We start from the raw sequence: 18,440 nt of genomic DNA, 5'->3' as shown, positions 1-18,440 counted from the left end.
CCGAGGTATGGGCCGCGGCACCCATGATCCGTACCATCAGGCCTCACCCCCACATGAGAGCGCTCTCAAGAATCCGAGGAGACCCCCACATGACCCCTCGTCACCCTCGCCGACTCGGCCGCCGCAAGGTCCTCTTCGCGCTCGGCGGCGCGATGGCGGCCGCCCCCGCCGTCGCCGCGCTGGCCCCCCACGCCCTCGCCGACAGCAACCGCACCACGGCGGCCGGGTCGCTGCCGCTGACGGTCGTCAACGACACCGGCGCCTTCGACAACGCGAACGTCCACGTCTACATCGTGGGCAACCAGGACGGCAGGCAGGTCCGTGTCACCCCGGACGGCACCCTCGCCCCGGTCGCCCTCTCGGACAACGGCGCCGACGGGTACACCGACTACGCGATAGGCCTGGCCGCGAGCGGCGAGACCAGCCTGTCCCTCCCCCACCTGTCCGGCCGGATCTACGTCTCCCTGGGCGCGAAGCTCAAGTTCAAGGTCGTGACCGACGGCAACGGCAACCCCGCCCTCCAGTACCCGGCCGGCTGGGTGGCCTCGGATCCCAACTACCCGGTGCTGCACGACTGCGCCGAGTTCACGTACAACTCGGCGGGCATGTTCTGCAACACGACCATGGTGGACATGTTCAGCGTGCCGCTGAGCATCCGGCTGACCGGTGCCCAGGACCAGACGACGGGCACCCTGCGCGCCGCCGGGCGGGCCGGTGTCTTCGCCGCCGTACGCCAGGTGGAGGAGTTCGCGCCCCTTCTCGTGGACGACACACGGGTCATCGCGCCCGGTCACGGTCTGGACGCGGGCCTCTTCCCGGCGGACTACTACGCGCCGTACATCGACGAGGTGTGGAGCGCGTACACGGGCAAGGACCTGACCGTCACCACGAACGCGGGCGCCTTCACCGGCCGGGTGCGCGGCGGGCAGTTCGTGTTCACCGGGCCCGCGCAGGTCTCCTTCGCGCGGCCCTCGACTCGGGACGTGCTCTTCTGCGACGGCGCGCTGGCCGCCCCCAACGACGGCACGACCGGGCCGGTCGCCGCGGTGCTCGGTGCCGGGTTCAACCGGTCGACGCTGGTGAGCACCTCCGCGCAGCCCACCACCGACCCCGCCTCCTTCTACCGGAACCCGCTCACCAACCACTACGCCAAGGCCGTGCACGCGGCCACGGCCGACGGCAAGGCGTACGGCTTCGCCTTCGACGACGTGGCCGACTTCGCCTCCTACGTCCAGGACACGGCACCGACGGGGATCCGGTTGACGCTCACCCCGTTCTAGCCACGGTTCGGCGTGCGGGGCCGGGCGGGTCGTAGCAGCGTGGTGGTGTGAGCGGAGTGCGCGACCGGGACCGGCGGAGCTGGCTGCGGGGCGCACCGCCGCCGGGCTGGGTACGGGTGCTGCCCGTCGCGCTGCTGGCGGGGGTGTGCGCGGCAGCCCTCGCGAGCCCGGAGCCGCTCGACATCGGGTTCCTGCTGGGAGCCATCCCGCCGCTGGCCGTGCTGTCGTACCGACCGCTGGCGACCGCCGTGCTCGGTGTGCTCGTCCTGGTCGTGCTGCACGTACCGGCGTTCCGGCTGAACGATCCGGGCAGCACCGACGCACTGACCCTCGGTTTCGTCGCGGCGCTCAGTGTGGTCGTGTCGTTCGTCCGGAGCCGGCGGGACGCCCAACTGGTGACCGAACGCGCGATCGCGGAGGCCGTGCAGCGGGCCGTGGTGCCGCCGCTGCCCGAGCGGGTGGCGGGCGTGCGGTGCGCGGGGCTGTACCGGGCCGCGCAGCGCGGGACGCTGGTCGGGGGCGACTTCTTCGATGTGCGGGAGGGGCCCTGCGGAGTGCGGGTGGTGATGGGCGATGTGCAGGGGCACGGGCTGTCGGCCGTCGCCACCGTCGCCTCCCTGCTGGGGGCCTTCCGGGAGGCGGTGCTTGACCTGCTGGATCCCGAGTCGGTGGCCGTGCGGCTGGACCGCCGGCTGGTGGTGGACTCGGCGGCCGTACGGCACTCGGAGCTGTTCGCGACGGCGGTGGTGCTGGAGTTCGGCGCCGACGCGAGGGCCGTACGGATCGTGGCGTGCGGGCAGGCCGGTCCGGTCCTGCTGCGCGACGGGCGGGCCGTGGCACTCGACGTCCCGGTGGGCACCCCGCTCGGCCTGGGCCTGTCCGACGTCTCGCCGCCGACCGGGGTCACGGTCCGGCTGCGGCCAGGCGACCGGCTCTTCCTGGCCTCGGACGGCGTCTGGGAGGCACGCGACGCCTCGGGGGCCTTCTATCCGCTGCTCGACCGGATCACCGGGTTCGCGGGGGACCTCCCGGATCTCGCCGAGCGGGTCTGGGCCGACCTCGTCCGCTACGCCCCGGCACTCCAGGACGACGTCACGATGCTCGTTCTCGAGCCCGCCGCCCCGGAGGTCCGCTGACCGCTCCGTCCTGCTCCCCCTCGGCGTCGATGTGCGGCAGGATCCGGTCGAGCCAGCGCGGTGTCCACCAGGCGCGCGGGCCCAGCAGGGTCATGACGGCCGGGACCATGAGCAGCCGTACGACGGTCGCGTCGATCAGCACGCTCACCGCGAGGCCCAGTCCGAGCATCTTGACCACGATGTTGTCGCTGACGATGAAGGCGGCGAAGACGCTCACCATGATCAGGGCCGCGCAGGTGATGACCCGGGCGGTGATCTCCAGGGCGTGGGCCACGGATGCCTTGGCGTCCCCGGTGCGCAGCCAGGCCTCGTGCACCCGGGAGAGCAGGAAGATCTCGTAGTCCATGCTCAGTCCGAAGATGATCGCGAACATCATCATCGGCACATAGCTCTCGATGGGCACCTTGCCGGAGACGCCGAGCGCGGGACCGCCCCAGCCCCACTGGAAGACGGCGACGACGACGCCGTAGGAGGCGGCGATCGACAGGACGTTGAGGACGGCCGCCTTCACGGCGACGAGCAGTCCGCGGAAGACCGCGAGGATGATCAGGAAGGCCAGGGCGACGACCACACCGATGATCAGGGGCAGCCGGCTGGCGACGATGTCGCGGAAGTCGACCTGGGCGGCGGTGGTGCCGGTGACGTACCCCTTGGCGTCGGTGCCCTTGACCGCGGTCGGCAGGGTGGTGTCGACCAGGCGGTTGGTGAGGTCCGTGGTGTCGGCGCTCTGCGGGGACTGCTTGGAGTAGACGGTGCCGAGCAGGACGTCCCCGTCCTTGGTGGGGGTCAGCGAGGTGACGGCGGCGGCGCCGGACACGCCGGAGAGGGTCTTCTGTGCCTGGGAGGACAGGGCCGAGCGCTGGGAGGACGGTACGGACGTCTGATCGATGACGACGGTGAGCGGGCCGTTGGAGCCGGGGCCGAAGGCGTCGGTCATCAGGTCGTAGGCCCGCCGGTCGGTGAAGGAGGTCGGGTCGGCGCCGTCACCGATGTGGCCCAGTTGCAGGGAGAAGACCGGGATGGCGAGGACGACGACGGCCGTCACGCCCGCGGCCAGGTAGCGCCACGGCCGCCGCTCGACGCGCTGGGCGTACCGGTGCCAGGTCCCGTGCGCCGTCTCGCCCTCGGCGGCGTCGGTCTCGGCGACCGGCTTGCGCACCCGGTAGCGGTCGATCCGGTTGCCGATCAGGCCCAGCAGGGCCGGGACCAGGGTGAGGGCGCCCAGGACGGCGGAGACGACCGTGACGGCGGCGGCGAGTCCGAGCAGCCCGATGAAGGACACCCCGGACGCGGACAACCCGGCCAGGGCGATGATCACCGTGCAGCCGGAGACGAGTACGGCACGTCCGCTGGTGGCGGTGGCCCGGCCCGCCGAGTGGACCGGATCCTTGCCGTCCATGAGGCTCTGCCGGTGGCGGGTGAGCTGGAAGAGCGCGTAGTCGATCCCGACGCCGAGTCCGATCATCGTGGCGAGGGTGGGCGAGACGGTGGCGAAGGTGAACGCCGAGGCCAGCAGCCCCAGGCAGGCGAGCCCCCCGATGACGCTGATCAACGCGGTCACCAGGGGGATTCCGGCGGCGATGACACTGCCGAAGCCCACCAGCAGGACGACGATCGCCACGCCGAACCCGATCAGTTCGCTCACTCTGTCGTCGGCTGCGGGCCGCGCGAGTTCGCCGAGCGGACCGCCGTACTCGACGTCCGCGCCTGCCGCCCGCAAAGGCTGTACGGCCTTGTCGACCCCGTGCAGGTAGCCGTCGCCCAGGGTCGAGGGCTGGACGTCGAAGCGGACGGTGATGTAGGCCGTCTTCCCGTCCGAGGACAGCGGGCCGACCTTCGAGGCGGGCGTGGACAACGGGTTCTGCGCCGACAGGACGTGCGGCAGTTTCTGCAGGTCGGTGACCGTCGTGGACATCTGCGAGCTGAGCGAGGAGAGGGCCTTGTCACCGTCGTGCAGCACGATCTGGCTGCCGTAGCCGCCGGCCGCCGGGTCGTGCTTTTTCAGCACGTCGAGGCCCTTCTGCGACTGGACGCCCGGCAGGGAGAAGTTGTCGGAGTAGTCTCCGCCGAAGGACCGGTTCAGAGCCTGGAGGGCGACCAGTGCCACCAGCCAGGCCACCAGGACGATCACGAAGTGCCGGGCGCACCACTCCCCCAGTCTGCGCAGGCCGCCCTTGGAGCTGTTTCTCGTTCTGGCCATGGCATCGTCTTCCCTGCGTACCGGGAAAGCAGTACTCCCATTACACGCCTTTACGATCATCCGGGCATCCCGGGCGCTTCCGGATGCAGGGTCGGCCCGGGCGTTGAATGGTGATACCAGACCCGTTGACACCACCGGGCCCGCACAGCGATCCGGATCCGAGGAGCACTCATGCCGACGTCACAGCCCGACGTGTCCGGGCCGTCCGAGGACCGCGCCACCCCGGACGACCTGCTCCACGCCCGTACCGGCACCGAAGTGTCGCCGGAGGACGTCGTCCTTGCCTCGGGCAAGGACATCACCCCGCAGAGTCTCGAATGGGCCCGTCGCAAGCTGGCGGCGGAGGGCCCGGCAGCGCTCGACAAGCTGCTGCCCTGACCACGACCGGGTGTCGGCTGTCCCAGGGCGGCCGAGCACGCACAGCACACGCCGCCCACCCTCATGACACGGCGACCACGGCGTCGTGCGGCTCCTCAGCGCCCCGGCTCCGTGAACTCCTCGTCCAGGCAGACCACGTCGACGCGCTGCACGAGGTTGTTGGCGAATCCGCCCCGGTTCCAGGGCTGTTCCAGCGGCTGGGTGTGTCCCTCGGCGTCGGTGGCCCGTGCGCTGAGCACGAACTCCCCGGGTTCCGCACGCCAGTTGAAGTGCCAGCGCCGCCATGCCCAGCGGTGACCGGTGTCCGGTTCGAGGTCCGCCTCGTGCCAGGAGTGCCCCCCGTCGGTGCTCACCTCGGCCCGGGTCACCGGCGCCCGCCCCGACCAGGCCCGCCCTTCCAGCGTCACCGTGCCGGGCCGGACCACGCGGGCCCGGGACATGAAGTCCGGGAATCCGGGCGGGACGAGCAGGGCGCGCGGCGCGATCCGGGTGACCGGCTCGCCCTCGTCCCCCGGGTCCTGCCGGAGCCGGTAGGCGACGGTCTGCTGGAACCCGGTGAACGGCGTGTCGGTGACGGTGAGCTCGCGCAGCCATTTCACATGGGCCATGCCGTACCAGCCGGGCACGACGATCCTCAGCGGATGGCCGTGCTGCGGCGGCAGCGGGGCGCCGTTCATCTCGTAGGCCACCAGCACCTCGGGTTCGGTGCCGGTGGCCACGTCGAGCGGCAGGGCCCGCTGGTAGTCCTGTTCGACACCGCGCTCCACGCCGTGGTCGGCGCCGGTGCACACCACGTCGACGGCGCCGGTCTCCACCCCGGCCGCGGCGAGGAGCAGTCGCAGCGGTACGCCGGTCCACTCGGCGGTGCCGACGGCCTCGACCAGCCAGGGCTGGCTGACCGGGCGGGGCGTGAGCAGGGCCCGGCCGTTGCCCGCACATTCCAGCGTGACCCGTGTGGTGACCTGCGGAAGGGCCCGCAGGTCGGCCAGGGCCAGAGTGAGCGGACGGCGGACCCGGCCGCCGACGGAGAGTTGCCAGGGGGTGTCCTCGGGGACGTACGGGATGTCGTAGTGCGTGAGGACGTAGTGCAGGCCCGGCGGGGTGAGGTCGTGGCGCATCGCTTCGAGCGGGAGGCCGTGGTTGCGGGCGGCGAGCGCCAGTTCGTCCCGGCCGATGCCCTCGTCGGGGGCGGCGAGCCGGGCCGGGGTGCTCGTGTCGGCGAGTCGGTGACCCATGGCCGTATTGTCCCGCGGGCCGCCGAGGCTGTCGCGGTCTGCGGCACATTTCCGGCGGTCCGCTTCCGGCGGCCCGGCGGCAACTGGCCGCGCTCCGAGCCGCTGCGGAGTTCGAACGGTTTGCCGCCCGCCCTATCGAAAGAGGCCCCGCGACTGCCAGACTTCCGAGGGTGCCCGACTTCGACATGCTTGTCATCGGATCAGGTCCGGGTGGCCAGAAGGCCGCCATCGCCGCGGCCAAGCTCGGCCGCCGGGTCGCCGTCGTCGACCGCCCCGACATGGTCGGCGGGGTCTCCATCCACACCGGCACCATCCCCTCCAAGACCCTGCGCGAGGCGGTGCTGTACCTGACCGGCCTCACCCAGCGCGACCTGTACGGCCAGAGCTACCGGCTCAAGGAGGACATCACCGTCTCCGATCTGACCGCGCGCACCCAGCACGTGGTCGGCCGCGAGGTCGACGTGATCCGCAGCCAGCTCTCCCGCAACCACATCTCCCTCCACGCCGGCACCGGCCGTTTCGTCGATCCGCACACCGTCGCCCTGCGCGAGGTCACCGGTCACGAACGGCTGCTCAGCGCGGAGAACATCGTCATCGCCACCGGCACCCGCCCGGCGCGGCCGGACAGTGTGGAGTTCGACGGCCGTACGATCATGGACTCCGACAACGTCCTCGCCCTCGAACGCGTCCCGCGCTCCATGGTCATCGTCGGCGCCGGGGTCATCGGGATGGAGTACGCCTCCATGTTCGCCGCGCTCGGCAGCAAGGTGACGGTCGTCGAGAAGCGGCCCGGGATGCTCGACATCTGCGACGTCGAGGTCATCGAAGCTCTGAAGTACCACCTGCGCGACCTCGCGGTGACGTTCCGGTTCGGTGAGATCGTTGCCGCGGTCGAGCGCCATCCCCGGGGCACGCTGACGATCCTGGAGAGCGGCAAGAAGATCCCGGCCGACGCCGTGATGTACTCGGCGGGCCGGCAGGGCCTGACCGACGAACTCGACCTGGACAAGGCCGGGTTGACCGCCGACCGGCGCGGCCGGATCACGGTCGACGAGCACTACCGCACCGAGGTGCCGCACATCTACGCCGTGGGAGACGTCATCGGCTTCCCGGCGCTGGCGGCGACCGCCATGGAACAGGGCAGGTCGGCCGCCTACCACGCCTTCGGCGAGCCGGTCGGGCAGATGCACCACCTGCAGCCCATCGGCATCTACACCATCCCGGAGATCAGCTTCGTCGGACGCACCGAGGACCAACTCACCGAGGACAGCGTGCCCTTCGAGGTCGGCATCTCCCGGTACCGCGAGCTGGCCCGCGGCCAGATCATCGGAGACTCCCACGGCATGCTGAAACTGCTGGTCTCCCCCGAGGACCGCACCCTCCTCGGGGTGCACTGCTTCGGCACCGGGGCCACCGAACTGATCCACATCGGGCAGACCGTGATGGGCTGCGGCGGCACGGTCGACTACCTGGTCGACGCGGTGTTCAACTACCCGACGCTCGCGGAGTCCTACAAGGTCGCGGCCCTGGACGCCACCAACAAACTCCGCCAGATCGACCGGATCGGGGACTGACCGCCGTCAGGGTGCCTCGGAGTGGTCCTCGATCACGTGCACGGCGGCCTCCTCCGCGCCGGCCGCGCCCGCGTCGATGCCCACGTCGGTGGCGACCTCTTCCTTCGTGGTGTCGGGGTGGGCTCCCTCGTCGGGGGCGACGAGGCGTCCGGCGCGGTCGGTGCCGGCCTGCGGATCGACGGGCTCGCCCTCGCCGCCCGGCAGGTCGCCCACCTCGTCGCCGACGGGCGCGTCCGGCTCGGGGACCTCCTGGGCGAGGCGCTGGTCGAGGCTCTCGCCCTCGTGCTGTTCGGCGGCGGTGGTGCCGTACTTGGTGACGCCGAGCGGCTTCTCCGGTGGCGAGTAGCCCTCGTCGAGCATGTCGTCGTAGGTCCGTTCGTCGAGGGCGTCCTGGAGGTCCAGCGGGGCCGCGTCCTCCTGCTCCTCGTTGGTTCCGGTGGGCTGGTAGGCGTCGTCGGCCATCGGCTCGGCAGGTGTCGGTTCGGTGCCCATGGGCTGCCTCCCTCGCGCGTCGCGTACGGTTCCGTGCGGTGTCCTGATCCGCGTTTCCCCGTATGCGCTCCCCAACCTCAAAAGGCTGCCGGAGTAAGACATTCCACAGCCGGAAGGTTACCCCCCAGTTAATCTTGAAGGATCAAGGAATCCGGCTATCATCACTCGCACACGCGGAGTGACCGGTCGTCCACGCAGCGGCCGCACGGTCCTCCGTACCTCCTTGATCCCTCCCTTCACCGCCCGTGCCCGAGGCCACCCCTCTCGCGGTCCGGAGCGGAGCCACCCCCCACCCCCTTTGCGCCGTACGGTCCCCTCCGCCGTCCGTCGTGCCCTACGGAAAGCAGCACAACCATGAGCATCAGCAGGGGCAGAGGGCTGCAGGCCAACGCCCTCGGTACCTTCGACACGGTGGTGATGGCCGTCGCGGGCAGTGCGCCGGCGTACTCGATCGCCGCGACCACCGCGGTCCTGGTGGGCTCGGTGGGCCTGGCCAGTCCGGCGGCTCTGCTGTACTGCGCGATACCCATGCTGGGCATCGCACTCGCATTCAGCTATCTCAGCCGGATCGACGTGAACGCGGGCGCCAGCTACTCCTGGGTGGGCCGTACGCTCCACCCCTTTCTCGGCTTCGTCTCCGGCTGGGCCCTGGTGATCTCGGCGACCATCTTCATGGTGGCCGGTTCGCTGCCCGCCGGTTCGATGACGCTGGCCCTCTTCGACGAGGGCCTCGCGGACAACACCGCGCTGTCGACGGTCGTGGGGGCGGCCTGGTTCGTGCTGATGCTGCTCGTGGTGCTCGGCGGCGCCCGGCTCACCGTGCGCGCCCAGCTCGTCATGTCGGGTGTGGAGCTGGCGATACTGGCCCTGTTCGCGGTGCTCGCCCTCTTCCACACGGGCAACGCCCGCGCCTTCGAGTGGTCCTGGCTGGGCTTCGGCCACTTCGACGGCATGCAGGGCTTCGCCTCGGGCGCGCTGATCGCCGCGTTCTACTACTGGGGCTGGGACGTCACCAGCAATCTGAGCGAGGAGACCCGCAACAGCCGCCGTACGACGGGACTCGCGGGCCTCATCGGCGTCGGCATCGTCTTCCTGCTCTTCGAGGTGTTCACCATCGCGGTGAACGTCATCCTGACCTCGCGGCAGATCGAGGACAACGACGCCAACGTGCTGGCCGTCCTCGGTGAGGAGGTCTGGCCGGGCTGGGGCGGCAAGCTGCTGATCGTCGCGGTGATGCTGTCGACCATCGCCACGCTGGAGACCACGCTGATCCAGGTCACGCGCTCGCTGTTCGCGATGGGCCGGGACCGTACGATGCCGTCCGCGCTGGGCAAGGTGCACCGCCGCTGGAACACCCCGTGGGTGGCGATCGTGGTGGTCGGCGCGGTGGCGCTGATGATGTTCATCGCCTCCAACGCCCTGGGCTCGGTGGGCGACATCCTCTCCGACGCGATCTCGGCGATCGGTCTGCAGATCGCCGTCTACTACGGCCTCAGCGGGCTCGCGGTCGTCGTGGCGTACCGCAGGATGCTGCTGAAGTCCCCCACCGACTTCCTGCTCGGCGGCCTGTGGCCGCTGCTGGGCGCCCTGTTCATGTTCTGGATCTTCGTCGAGTCGCTGGGCGAGCTGAACACCGCCGCGATCGCGATCGGCGTGGGCGGGCTGGCCGTGGGACTGGTTCCGATGCTCTGGTACTGGAGGCAGGGCAGCGACTACTACCGGCCGGCGCGGCTTGACGCGAGCCGTACCGTCGAGACGGACTACCTGCCCGACGGCGCGACAGCCGGGCCCTCGCTCGTCCACGAGGGTCTCCCCACCGACTTCTGAGGGGTTGTGCGATGGCGAGAGACCGTTTCGCCCCCGAATTCGATCCCGACTGCGGGGACGTCCCGCTCACCAGCGCCCGCCAGGACATCGTCATCGGCCGCTGGCAGGGCCTGCGTGAACTGCTGCGGGCCACCGGGCCCGACTGGCTCTCGCGGGGCCACCGGGTGCGGATGCTCGCCCAGGCCTGCGCGGGCAGTTCGACGGTCGAGTCATGGCTGGCGGCCGAGCCGCACAACGGGGACGCCCTCGTGCTGCGGGCGGCCACCGAGACCGCCAGGGCGTTCAACATGGCCATCGCCGCGGGCCGGGGTGCGCCGATCGACCAGCGGCGCGTCGACGCCGCGGTGATGGCCTGTCTCCAGGCGTCGGAGGCGTTCGTGGACGACCCCACGCCCTGGATCTCCCTGATCTCGGTGGCACGGCTGTACCCGGCCGGGGTGCGGCGGCAGGAACTGGGGCGCTGGTGGGACGAGTTGCACGGGCGCGATCCGTACAGCGTCGAGGGCCACCTCCAGGTGCTGCACTACTACTCGGCCCGCTGGCACGGCTCGAACGGCCTGATGTACGACTTCGCCCGGGACGCGGCCGGAGTGGCCCCGCCGGGTTCCGCACTGCCGGTGCTGGTGCAGTACGCGCGGGTCGAGGAGTACCGGACGGCGACGGACGCGGCCGAGGACCGCCGCACGTCCGTGGGGCTCGGGCAGCACTGGAAGAACGACGGGGCCATCAGTGACGTACGGCGCACCTGGCAGCGCTGGATCGTCGGCCGCGCCGACCAGACGGTGGCCCCCGGCGAGCTCCGCGACCTCAACTACCTGACCCATGCGGCCTGCCACGCGGGCCTCGCGGAGGTCGCCGTGCCCCTCCTGCGGTTGCTGGACCGCCGGGGCACCCGTACGCCGTGGTCCTACACCGGGGAACCGGAGCAGGAGTTCAGCAAATGGCGCAAGGAGTTCAGGGTGCGGGTGTGAGCCGGCGGGCACGGGCACGGCGGGGCGTAGTTGTCGCGGTGACACTTTGGAATGGTCAAGGCGTGCTTGCCTGTTCCGTCGATGTCCGGGCCGCCATCCCCGCCGTCCACTTCTCCTCGATCCGGCCGACCTTCCACACCACCAGGGCGACGATCCACGTGGCGAAGAACAGGCCCACGATGACGAAGCCCAGGAGGTTGAGGTCGAGGCCGCTGATCCAGTCCCAGAAGGGGCCGCGGAGGCCGAGCCTGTCGGCGAGCAGGCCCAGGAGTTCGGCCGTGCCGATCAGGAGGGCCACCGCGACCGACAGGCCGGTGATCGTGAGGTTGTAGTAGACCTTGCGGACCGGCTTGGAGAACGCCCAGCCGTAGGCGAAGTTCATGAAGGAGCCGTCGATCGTGTCGAGCAGGGACATGCCGGCGGCGAAGAGGACGGGCAGGGTGAGGATCGCGTACCAGGGCAGTCCCGAGGCCGCGCCCGACCCGGCCAGGACCAGCAACGCGATCTCCGTCGCCGTGTCGAAGCCCAGGCCGAACAACAGACCCAGCGGGTACATCTGCCAGGGCTTGGTGATCGACTTCATGACACGGCCGAGCAGGCGGTTCATGAACCCGCGGTTGTTCAGCTGCTCCTCCAGCGCGGCCTCGTCGTAGCGGCCGGAGCGCATCCGCCGGAACACCTTCCAGATGCCCACCAGGACGACCAGGTTGACCGCGGCGATCAGATAGAGGAACGCGCCCGAGACGGTCGTACCGATCAACGCGGTCACGTCATGGAGGCGGGAGTCGTCGTCGCGCACCGGTCCCGCGAGGGCCTTCACGCCGAGCGAGAGCAGCAGCGCCAGGACGAAGACCACGCTGGAGTGGCCGAGCGAGAACCAGAATCCCACCGACAGCGGCCGCTGCCCCTCCCCCATCAGCTTGCGCGTGGTGTTGTCGATGGCCGCGATGTGGTCGGCGTCGAAGGCGTGCCGCATCCCGAGCGTGTAGGCGGTCACGCCGATGCCGATTCCGAAGGACTTCTCGCCGACCCCGTAGTGGTGGGGGGCGACGATCGCGACGAGGACGAACCAGCCGATCACGTGCAGCGCCAGCACGACCGCGGCCATGCCGCCCGCCCTGACCCACTCCTGCCGCGTCATGGAGCCACGGACGCGGTGCCATACCGAGCCCCTCGCGGGGACGGTGGCGGGGAGGAGGGGCGGAGCGGGGTCAGGGGCGGCCGTCATCGGGCGGAGAATCCTTCTGCGGGGGCTACGGCCGCGATCAACAGCCTTGTGCCATCCTGCGGTACCTGCAAGTCATGTGCAGTAAAGGCAGTGGCAGGTCTTTCCCACGACTGGGGAAAGTGCCCTGTCAGCAGGACATCGGGCCGCCGGGAAGCAGGGCCAGCGACACGGTCGGCAGCCGCCGGCCGAGCACCGCGGAGGCGACGGCGGTCCGCTCGGCCGTCATCCCGGCCCGTGTGCGCTCACGTTCGGCGCCACGTGGAGGTCCATCCCGGCGGCCGGCACGGTGGGCCAGTCGCGGGCGTAGGCGGGCGGCGCACCGCCATGCCGGGTGAGGACGCCGACGGGCATACGGCGGGACGCCCCGACGATCCCGGACTCGGAGCTGTTGGTGTTGGGGCCCCGTGCCGCCGCGGAGGTGCACCCGGCGTAGTACGCGACGGGAACCGACAGATGGCCGGTGAGCAGACAGGGCGGGCGCACCCCGAGGCGGTGCAGCTCGGCCGCGGTGCGGGCCCAGTCGCGGTGGTGGCCCGTGGTGCGGTTCACCGTGCGCTCCAGCACGGCGAACTGCACCGCCAGGTGGCCCGTCAACCCGATCGCGAGCAGCACCGCGGCGACCGGGCGCCACCGCCCGGCGGGGGTGGTCGCGAGGTGGAACAGCGCGTCGGCGACCGGGATCGCGAGCAGGGCGTAGGCGGGCAGCAGGAAGCGTGGGGCCGCGTACCCGATGAGGAAGAGATAGGGCACGGCGGCCGTGGCGGCGCAGGCCAGCGGGACGAGGCTGGCCCGGGTGCGCCCGGCGCGGACGGCGACCACCAGTCCGACGGCGGCCAGCAGCGGGAGGACCGCCCACCAGGCCATGACGGCGGGGTCCGGCAGCGGCCCGGTGCAGGGTCGGCACAGGGCGCGGCCGGCCAGGCTGCGCAGCTGGTCGTCGACGGCGAACTGCGGGCCGAGGCCGCCCTGGATACGGGAGCCCTCGTGCAGGCGTTCGACCAGACCGCCGTAGCTGACGTACGCCTCGATCACCCACTGCGCGCCGCCCGCCACGAGTCCCGAGACGAGAGCGAGGGCGAATCGTGGGCGGCGGCGGACGGCGGAGGCCACGAGCAGCGGGAGGGTGACCCACACGGCGTCGGTGGGCCGCATCCACGCCATGAGCGCGGCACCCGCCACGACTCCCCACAGGGCCCTCGGGTTCTCGCGGGCCCGTAAGAAGCAGCCGACCGCGGCCAGCCCGCCGACGGCCACCCAGTAGTTGGGCATGGCCTGCGGGCCGTAGAAGAGAGTGATCCACAGGGACGCGAACAGGGCGCCGCCGACGGCGAGGACGCGGGCCGGGAAGAGACCGCGCCAGGCGCGCAGGGCCAGGTGGAGGCCGAGGCCGGACAGCACGGCGAGATAGACGCGCAGGAGTTCCGTCGAGGTCGACCAGCTCGCGATCGGCGCCACCAGAAGGGACACACCGCGGGCGCGCGGCGCGCTGAAGAAGGCGGCCGGAGCCTGCGCACCGACCTGGCTGACGTACACGGTCTCGTCCCAGCCGAGGCCCATGCCGGGGCGGACGAGGACGAGTTGGGCCAGGGTGAAGGCGGCGGCCACCGCCGCCGAGGGCCAGTGGCCCCGAACTCGCCGGGCACGGTCGGAGGCAACCGGCGGTGTTCGCCGGTTGCCTCCTACGAGCAGGGCACTGTCGCCGCGGGCCATCGTCCACCCCTCACCCCGTGTGCCACGGGGACTTGGTCCGATCCACAAAGGCTCGGACAACGTAACCCGCGGCAGGAGGGAGTGAGGGGCGGAGTTCGGCCAAGCGGCGCCTGTCCGGGTCGCCCGTCCGGGTCAGCGGGCGTGCGGGGCCCGGTGCGGGGGCTGGCTCGGGGCCGGGCGGTCCCTTGGTGCCGGGACGGGGCGGACGACGGGACCGTCCCCGTTCACGGTGAGCGCGGTGCCGTGGTGGCGGATCGTCAGAGGCTCACCGGCCATCAGGGTGTACGTCGCCTTGTCCGGACCGATCTCCACGCGCAGACAGCGGCCCATGAGCTGGAGGTTGAAGGCGAGGCGGCTGAACCGCTCGGGCAGACGGGGCGCGAAGCGGAGGGATTCGCCGTCGCGGCGCAGACCGCCGAACCCGGCGACGAGAGCCGTCCAGGTGCCCGCGAGGGAGGCGATGTGGAGCCCGTCGCGGGTGTTGTTCTCCAGGTCGGCGAGGTCCATCAGGGCCGCCTCGGCGGTGTAGGCGTAGGCGAGGGACAGGTGTCCCGCGCGGGCGGCGACGACCGCCTGGACGCAGGCCGACAGGGAGGAGTCCCGTACGGTCAGGGGCTCGTAGTAGGCGAAGTTGCGGGCGATCTGCTCCTCGTCGTGGAACTCCTCGAACCAGCCGCTGCACAGGTACATCGCCAGCACCAGGTCCGCCTGCTTGACGACCTGCTTGCGGTAGATGTCGAAGTAGGGGAAGTGCAGCATCAGCGGGTACTGGTCGGCGCGGGTGGCGGCGAAGTCCCACCGCTGGTAGCGGGTGAAGCCCGCGTGCTGTTCGTGCACGCCGAGTTCGTCGTTGTAGGGGATGTGCACGGCCTCGGCGGCGTCCCGCCAGGCGGCGCTCTCCTCGTCGTCGACGCCGAGCGCGGCGGCCCGCTCCGGATGCCGGGCGCAGACGTCGGCGGCCGCGAGGAGGTTCGCGCGGGCCATGAGGTTGGTGTACGTGTTGTCGTCGGCGACCGCGCTGTACTCGTCGGGGCCGGTGACGCCGTCGATGTGGAAGACGCCGTGGTGGTCGTGGTGGCCGAGCGAGCGCCACAACCGGGCCGTCTCCACGAGGAGTTCGACGCCGGTGTCCCGTTCGAAGTCCGTGTCGCCGGTGGCCTCGGTGTAGCGCACCACGGCGTCCGCGACGGCGGCGTTGACGTGGAAGGCGGCCGTGCCGGCGGGCCAGTACGCCGAGCCCTCCGAGCCCTCGATGGTCCGCCACGGAAACGCGGCACCGCTCAGGCCGAGTTGTACGGCCCGCTCGCGGGCGGCGGGCAGTGTCTTCTGCCGCCAGCGCAGGGCCTCGGCCACGGCCCGGGGCTCGGTGTAGGTGAGCAGGGGCAGCACGAAGGTCTCCGTGTCCCAGAAGGCGTGCCCGTCATAACCGGAACCGGTAAGTCCCTTGGCCGGAATGGCTCGTTGCTCCGCGCGGGCGCCCGCCTGGAGCACGTGGAAGAGGGCGAAGCGGACCGCCTGCTGGATCTCCTCGTCGCCGTCGACCTCGACATCGGCGCGGGCCCAGAAGTCGTCGAGGTAGCCGCGCTGTTCGTCCAGGAGGCCGTCCCAGCCGCTGTGGGCGGCGGCCGCCAGGGCCGCGTCGACCTGGTCGCTCATCGCGGGCCGGGAGCGCGCCCCGGACCAGCCGTGGGCGACCAGCTTCTCCACGCGCAGCCGCTGCCCGGGCTCCAGGACGGAGGTGACGGTCAGCCGGGCGAGGTCCACGGTCTCCTCGCTGCTCGTGGTGGTGCGTTCGGGCCCTTCGATCACATGGTCGGCGGCCACGGCGACCCGCAGTCCGCTCTGCCGGGTGCGGTGCACCAGGCGCAGCCGGGTACCGTCGGCGAAGCCCTCCTCGTGCTCCAGCGGCGACTTGAGGGCCTTGGAGGCGCGCGGGTCGCCGTTCGGTCCGGGCAGGCTCTCGTTGGTGACGAGTTCGGACTGGATCACCACCCGGATACGGCTGTCGACGGGCTCGACCTCGTAGGCCACGGCGGCGACCGCCCGCTGGGTGAGCGAGACGAGCCGGGTCGAGCGCACCCTTATCCGCGAGCCGGCCGGCGAGATCCACTCGCAGCACCGCTCCAGGACGCCCCGGCGCAGGTCCAGGGTGCGTTCATGGGCCACCAGAGTGCCGTAGCGCAGGTCGAAGGGCTCGTCGTCGACGAGGAGCCGCAGGATCTTGCCGTTGGTGACGTCGATGACGCTCTGGCCGGACTCCGGATAGCCGTAACCGGCCTCGGCGTACGGCAGCGGGTGCAGTTCGTGGACGCCGTTGAGGTAGGAGCCGGGCAGGCCGTGCGGTTCGCCCTCGTCGAGGTTGCCGCGCCAGCCGACATGGCCGTTGGACAGGGCGAACACGGACTCGCTCTGGGCCAGGACGTCGAGGTTCAGGGAGGTCTCGCGGACGGCCCAGGGCTCGACGGTGTAGGAGCGGTGGGTGATCACGCCTGTCCCCCCAGCTCGGCGAGGCCCTTCACGACGATGTCCGCGCCGTGCTCGTACAGGGCGTCGGTCTGTCCGACGCGGTCGAGGCCGACGACGTATCCGAAGCCTCCGGCACGGCCCGCGTCCATGCCGGCGAGGGCGTCCTCGAAGACCGCGGACCGCGCTGCGTCGAGGCCCAGGTCGTGGGCGGCGGCGAGGAACGTGTCGGGGTGCGGCTTGCCGGGCAGCCCGCGCTCGGCCGCGACCACACCGTCGACGCGTACGTCGAAGAGGTCCTCGGCGTCGATCGCGCGCAGTACGTCACGGCAGTTGGCGCTGGAGGAGACGATCGCGGTGCGCAGACCCCGGGCGCGGGCCGCGCGGATGTAGGTCAGGGTGTCGTCGTATGCCTCGACGCCGTCCGTGCGGATCTTCTCCAGGACGAGGGCGTTCTTGCGGTTGCCGAGGCCGTGGACCGTCTCCGCGCCAGGTGGATCGTCCGGGTCCCCGTCCGGCAGGTCGATGCCGCGGGAGGCGAGGAAGGCGCGCACACCGTCGGCCCGCGGCAGGCCGTCGACGTACTCGTCGTAGTCGTGGTCGTCGAAGGGCCGGAAGTGTCCGCCCTCGCGTTCGCGCAGGAACGCGTCGAACATCTCCTTCCACGCGGCCGCGTGTACGACGGCCGTCCTGGTGACGACCCCGTCGAGGTCGAACAGGCAGGCCTTGATCTCTTCTGGCAGACCGAGCTCCGTCATACAGAACCCCGTTCCCTGCCAGGCGCCGTGTCAACAGACGGATTCAGTCGTGCGGAAAGGAGTGGTGCTCGTGAGACACCAGCCAGCGGCCGCGCTCCTTGCGCAGACCGAAGGTGAGCCTGAGCCGGAAACCGGGGTGGGCGGCGAGTTCCTGCGGGGTGGCGCAGCGCACCAGGGCGTGCGCGTAGGCGACATCGGTGCCCGCGGTGATGTGCAGGGACTCGATGTCGAAGCAGGCGCCCTGGGCCTGCCACGCGAAGAGCGGCGGCCAGGCCGCACGGTACGCGGCGAGGCCCCGGATGCCGTGATGGGGCGACGCCACGTCGAACATCACGATGTCCTGGGCGTGGTCCGCGCTCACGCCGGCGAGGTCGCCGCGGTGGACGGCCGCGGCCCACGCGGTGACGAGGGCGCGGATCCGCGCCTCGTCGTCGGAGTCATGGGGCACGGCTGCCCTCCTTTCTCCCCCTTCCTCATCCAGGGTGCCTGGCCGACCCGCCGTCGCCGAATGGCAGACTCGGCGTGTGCCGCTGACCTTCGACGACCTCGTGACCCGCGCTCGCTCCCTCGCCCAGCACGAGGGACGGGCCATCCTGGGTATTTCCGGCAGCCCCGGCGCGGGCAAGACGACCCTCGCCGAGCATCTGGTGCGGGTCCTGAACGGTCCGGGCGAGCCCTGGGTGGCGCACGTCCCCATGGACGGCTTCCACCTCGCCGACGCGGAACTGGACCGGCTCGGTCTGCGCGACCGCAAAGGGGCGCCCGAGACCTTCGACGCGGCGGGGTACGCGGCCCTGCTGCGGCGGCTGCGCGAGGAGACGGACGAGGACACCGTGTACGCGCCCGGGTTCGAGCGGGTCCTGGAGCAGCCGGTCGCCGGGGCGATCCCGGTGCCGCCGACGGCCCGTCTGGTAGTCACCGAGGGGAACTACCTGCTGTTCGACACCGGCGCGTGGAGGCGGGTCCGTTCGGCCCTGGACGAGGTGTGGTTCTGCGCAATCGACGAGGACGCGCGGGTGCGCAGACTGGTCGCCCGGCACGAGGAGTTCGGAAAGACCCACGAGGAGGCGGTGGCGTGGGTGCTGCGCTCGGACCAGCGCAACGCGGAGTTGGTGGCGGCGACCCGGGACCGGGCCGACCTCGTGGTGCCGGTGTCGGCACTGCCGCGCGTGGACGTGTGAGGCAGGA

At 71.3% G+C, this 18,440-nt stretch carries 15 protein-coding genes; 7 read left to right on the top strand and 8 right to left on the bottom strand.

The window, feature by feature from the left end:
* Positions 1-89: 89 nt before the first annotated feature.
* Positions 90-1,280 (top strand): glycoside hydrolase family 64 protein, encoded by a 1,191-nt coding sequence (locus H293_RS0107480; protein ID WP_020117260.1) that lies wholly within the window; start codon positions 90-92, stop codon positions 1,278-1,280.
* A 56-nt stretch (positions 1,281-1,336) separates the two neighbouring features.
* Positions 1,337-2,416: a PP2C family protein-serine/threonine phosphatase gene (locus H293_RS0107475; RefSeq protein ID WP_020117259.1), complete on the top strand. Its 1,080-nt coding sequence runs from the start codon at positions 1,337-1,339 to the stop codon at positions 2,414-2,416.
* On the opposite strand, the gene H293_RS0107470 is transcribed toward H293_RS0107475, so the two are convergent.
* Positions 2,373-4,616: an MMPL family transporter gene (locus H293_RS0107470; RefSeq protein WP_020117258.1), complete on the bottom strand. Its 2,244-nt coding sequence runs from the start codon at positions 4,614-4,616 to the stop codon at positions 2,373-2,375. The genes H293_RS0107475 and H293_RS0107470 overlap by 44 nt on opposite strands.
* A 171-nt stretch (positions 4,617-4,787) precedes the next feature.
* On the opposite strand from H293_RS0107470, the gene H293_RS0107465 reads away from it, so the two are divergent.
* Complete coding sequence (locus tag H293_RS0107465) at positions 4,788-4,994, top strand: hypothetical protein (RefSeq protein WP_020117257.1); 207 nt, start codon at positions 4,788-4,790, stop codon at positions 4,992-4,994.
* A gap of 95 nt (positions 4,995-5,089) precedes the next feature.
* Here the strand turns inward: H293_RS0107465 and H293_RS0107460 are convergent, their stop codons facing one another.
* Positions 5,090-6,229 (bottom strand): sulfite oxidase, encoded by a 1,140-nt coding sequence (locus tag H293_RS0107460; protein WP_020117256.1) that lies wholly within the window; start codon positions 6,227-6,229, stop codon positions 5,090-5,092.
* Positions 6,230-6,399: 170 nt separating this feature from the next.
* On the opposite strand from H293_RS0107460, the gene sthA reads away from it, so the two are divergent.
* Positions 6,400-7,803 (top strand): Si-specific NAD(P)(+) transhydrogenase, encoded by a 1,404-nt coding sequence (gene sthA / locus H293_RS0107455; RefSeq protein WP_020117255.1) that lies wholly within the window; start codon positions 6,400-6,402, stop codon positions 7,801-7,803.
* 6 nt (positions 7,804-7,809) lie between these two features.
* On the opposite strand, the gene H293_RS0107450 is transcribed toward sthA, so the two are convergent.
* Positions 7,810-8,295 carry a DUF5709 domain-containing protein gene (locus tag H293_RS0107450; RefSeq protein ID WP_020117254.1) on the bottom strand — a complete coding sequence of 162 codons (486 nt, stop codon included), beginning with the start codon at positions 8,293-8,295 and terminating at the stop codon, positions 7,810-7,812.
* A 354-nt stretch (positions 8,296-8,649) separates the two neighbouring features.
* Here H293_RS0107450 and H293_RS0107445 point away from each other — a divergent pair, with 354 nt between their 5' ends.
* Positions 8,650-10,122, top strand: coding sequence for an APC family permease (locus H293_RS0107445; RefSeq protein WP_020117253.1), 1,473 nt, complete (start codon positions 8,650-8,652; stop codon positions 10,120-10,122).
* Positions 10,123-10,133: 11 nt separating this feature from the next.
* Entirely contained in the window at positions 10,134-11,093 is a 960-nt protein-coding gene (locus H293_RS0107440; protein WP_020117252.1) for a hypothetical protein, read from the top strand.
* A gap of 55 nt (positions 11,094-11,148) precedes the next feature.
* On the opposite strand, the gene nicT is transcribed toward H293_RS0107440, so the two are convergent.
* The 5 genes from nicT to H293_RS0107410 form a co-directional block, all read right to left on the bottom strand.
* Entirely contained in the window at positions 11,149-12,321 is a 1,173-nt protein-coding gene (gene nicT, locus H293_RS0107435; protein WP_028807638.1) for a Nickel transporter NicT, read from the bottom strand.
* A 222-nt stretch (positions 12,322-12,543) separates the two neighbouring features.
* The gene (locus H293_RS0107425) at positions 12,544-14,031 is read right to left on the bottom strand and encodes a membrane protein (RefSeq protein WP_028807637.1); all 1,488 of its coding nucleotides are present in this window, start codon (positions 14,029-14,031) and stop codon (positions 12,544-12,546) included.
* Between the two features lie 132 nt (positions 14,032-14,163).
* The gene (locus H293_RS0107420) at positions 14,164-16,518 is read right to left on the bottom strand and encodes a glycoside hydrolase family 65 protein (protein WP_020117248.1); all 2,355 of its coding nucleotides are present in this window, start codon (positions 16,516-16,518) and stop codon (positions 14,164-14,166) included.
* Positions 16,515-17,252 (bottom strand): beta-phosphoglucomutase family hydrolase, encoded by a 738-nt coding sequence (locus H293_RS0107415; RefSeq protein WP_020117247.1) that lies wholly within the window; start codon positions 17,250-17,252, stop codon positions 16,515-16,517. The genes H293_RS0107420 and H293_RS0107415 overlap by 4 nt, the downstream gene beginning before the upstream one ends.
* A 43-nt stretch (positions 17,253-17,295) precedes the next feature.
* A complete protein-coding gene (locus H293_RS0107410) occupies positions 17,296-17,700 on the bottom strand; it encodes a YybH family protein (protein ID WP_020117246.1) in 405 nt (134 codons plus the stop codon).
* Between the two features lie 76 nt (positions 17,701-17,776).
* On the opposite strand from H293_RS0107410, the gene H293_RS0107405 reads away from it, so the two are divergent.
* Entirely contained in the window at positions 17,777-18,433 is a 657-nt protein-coding gene (locus H293_RS0107405; RefSeq protein ID WP_020117245.1) for a nucleoside/nucleotide kinase family protein, read from the top strand.
* Positions 18,434-18,440: the final 7 nt, after the last annotated feature.

It is taken from the genome of Streptomyces canus 299MFChir4.1 (assembly GCF_000383615.1).
GTDB classification, from domain to species: Bacteria; Actinomycetota; Actinomycetes; order Streptomycetales; family Streptomycetaceae; genus Streptomyces; species Streptomyces canus_C.
Note: the sequence above shows the minus strand (reverse complement) of the source record. Positions and strands in the feature narration are given on the sequence as shown.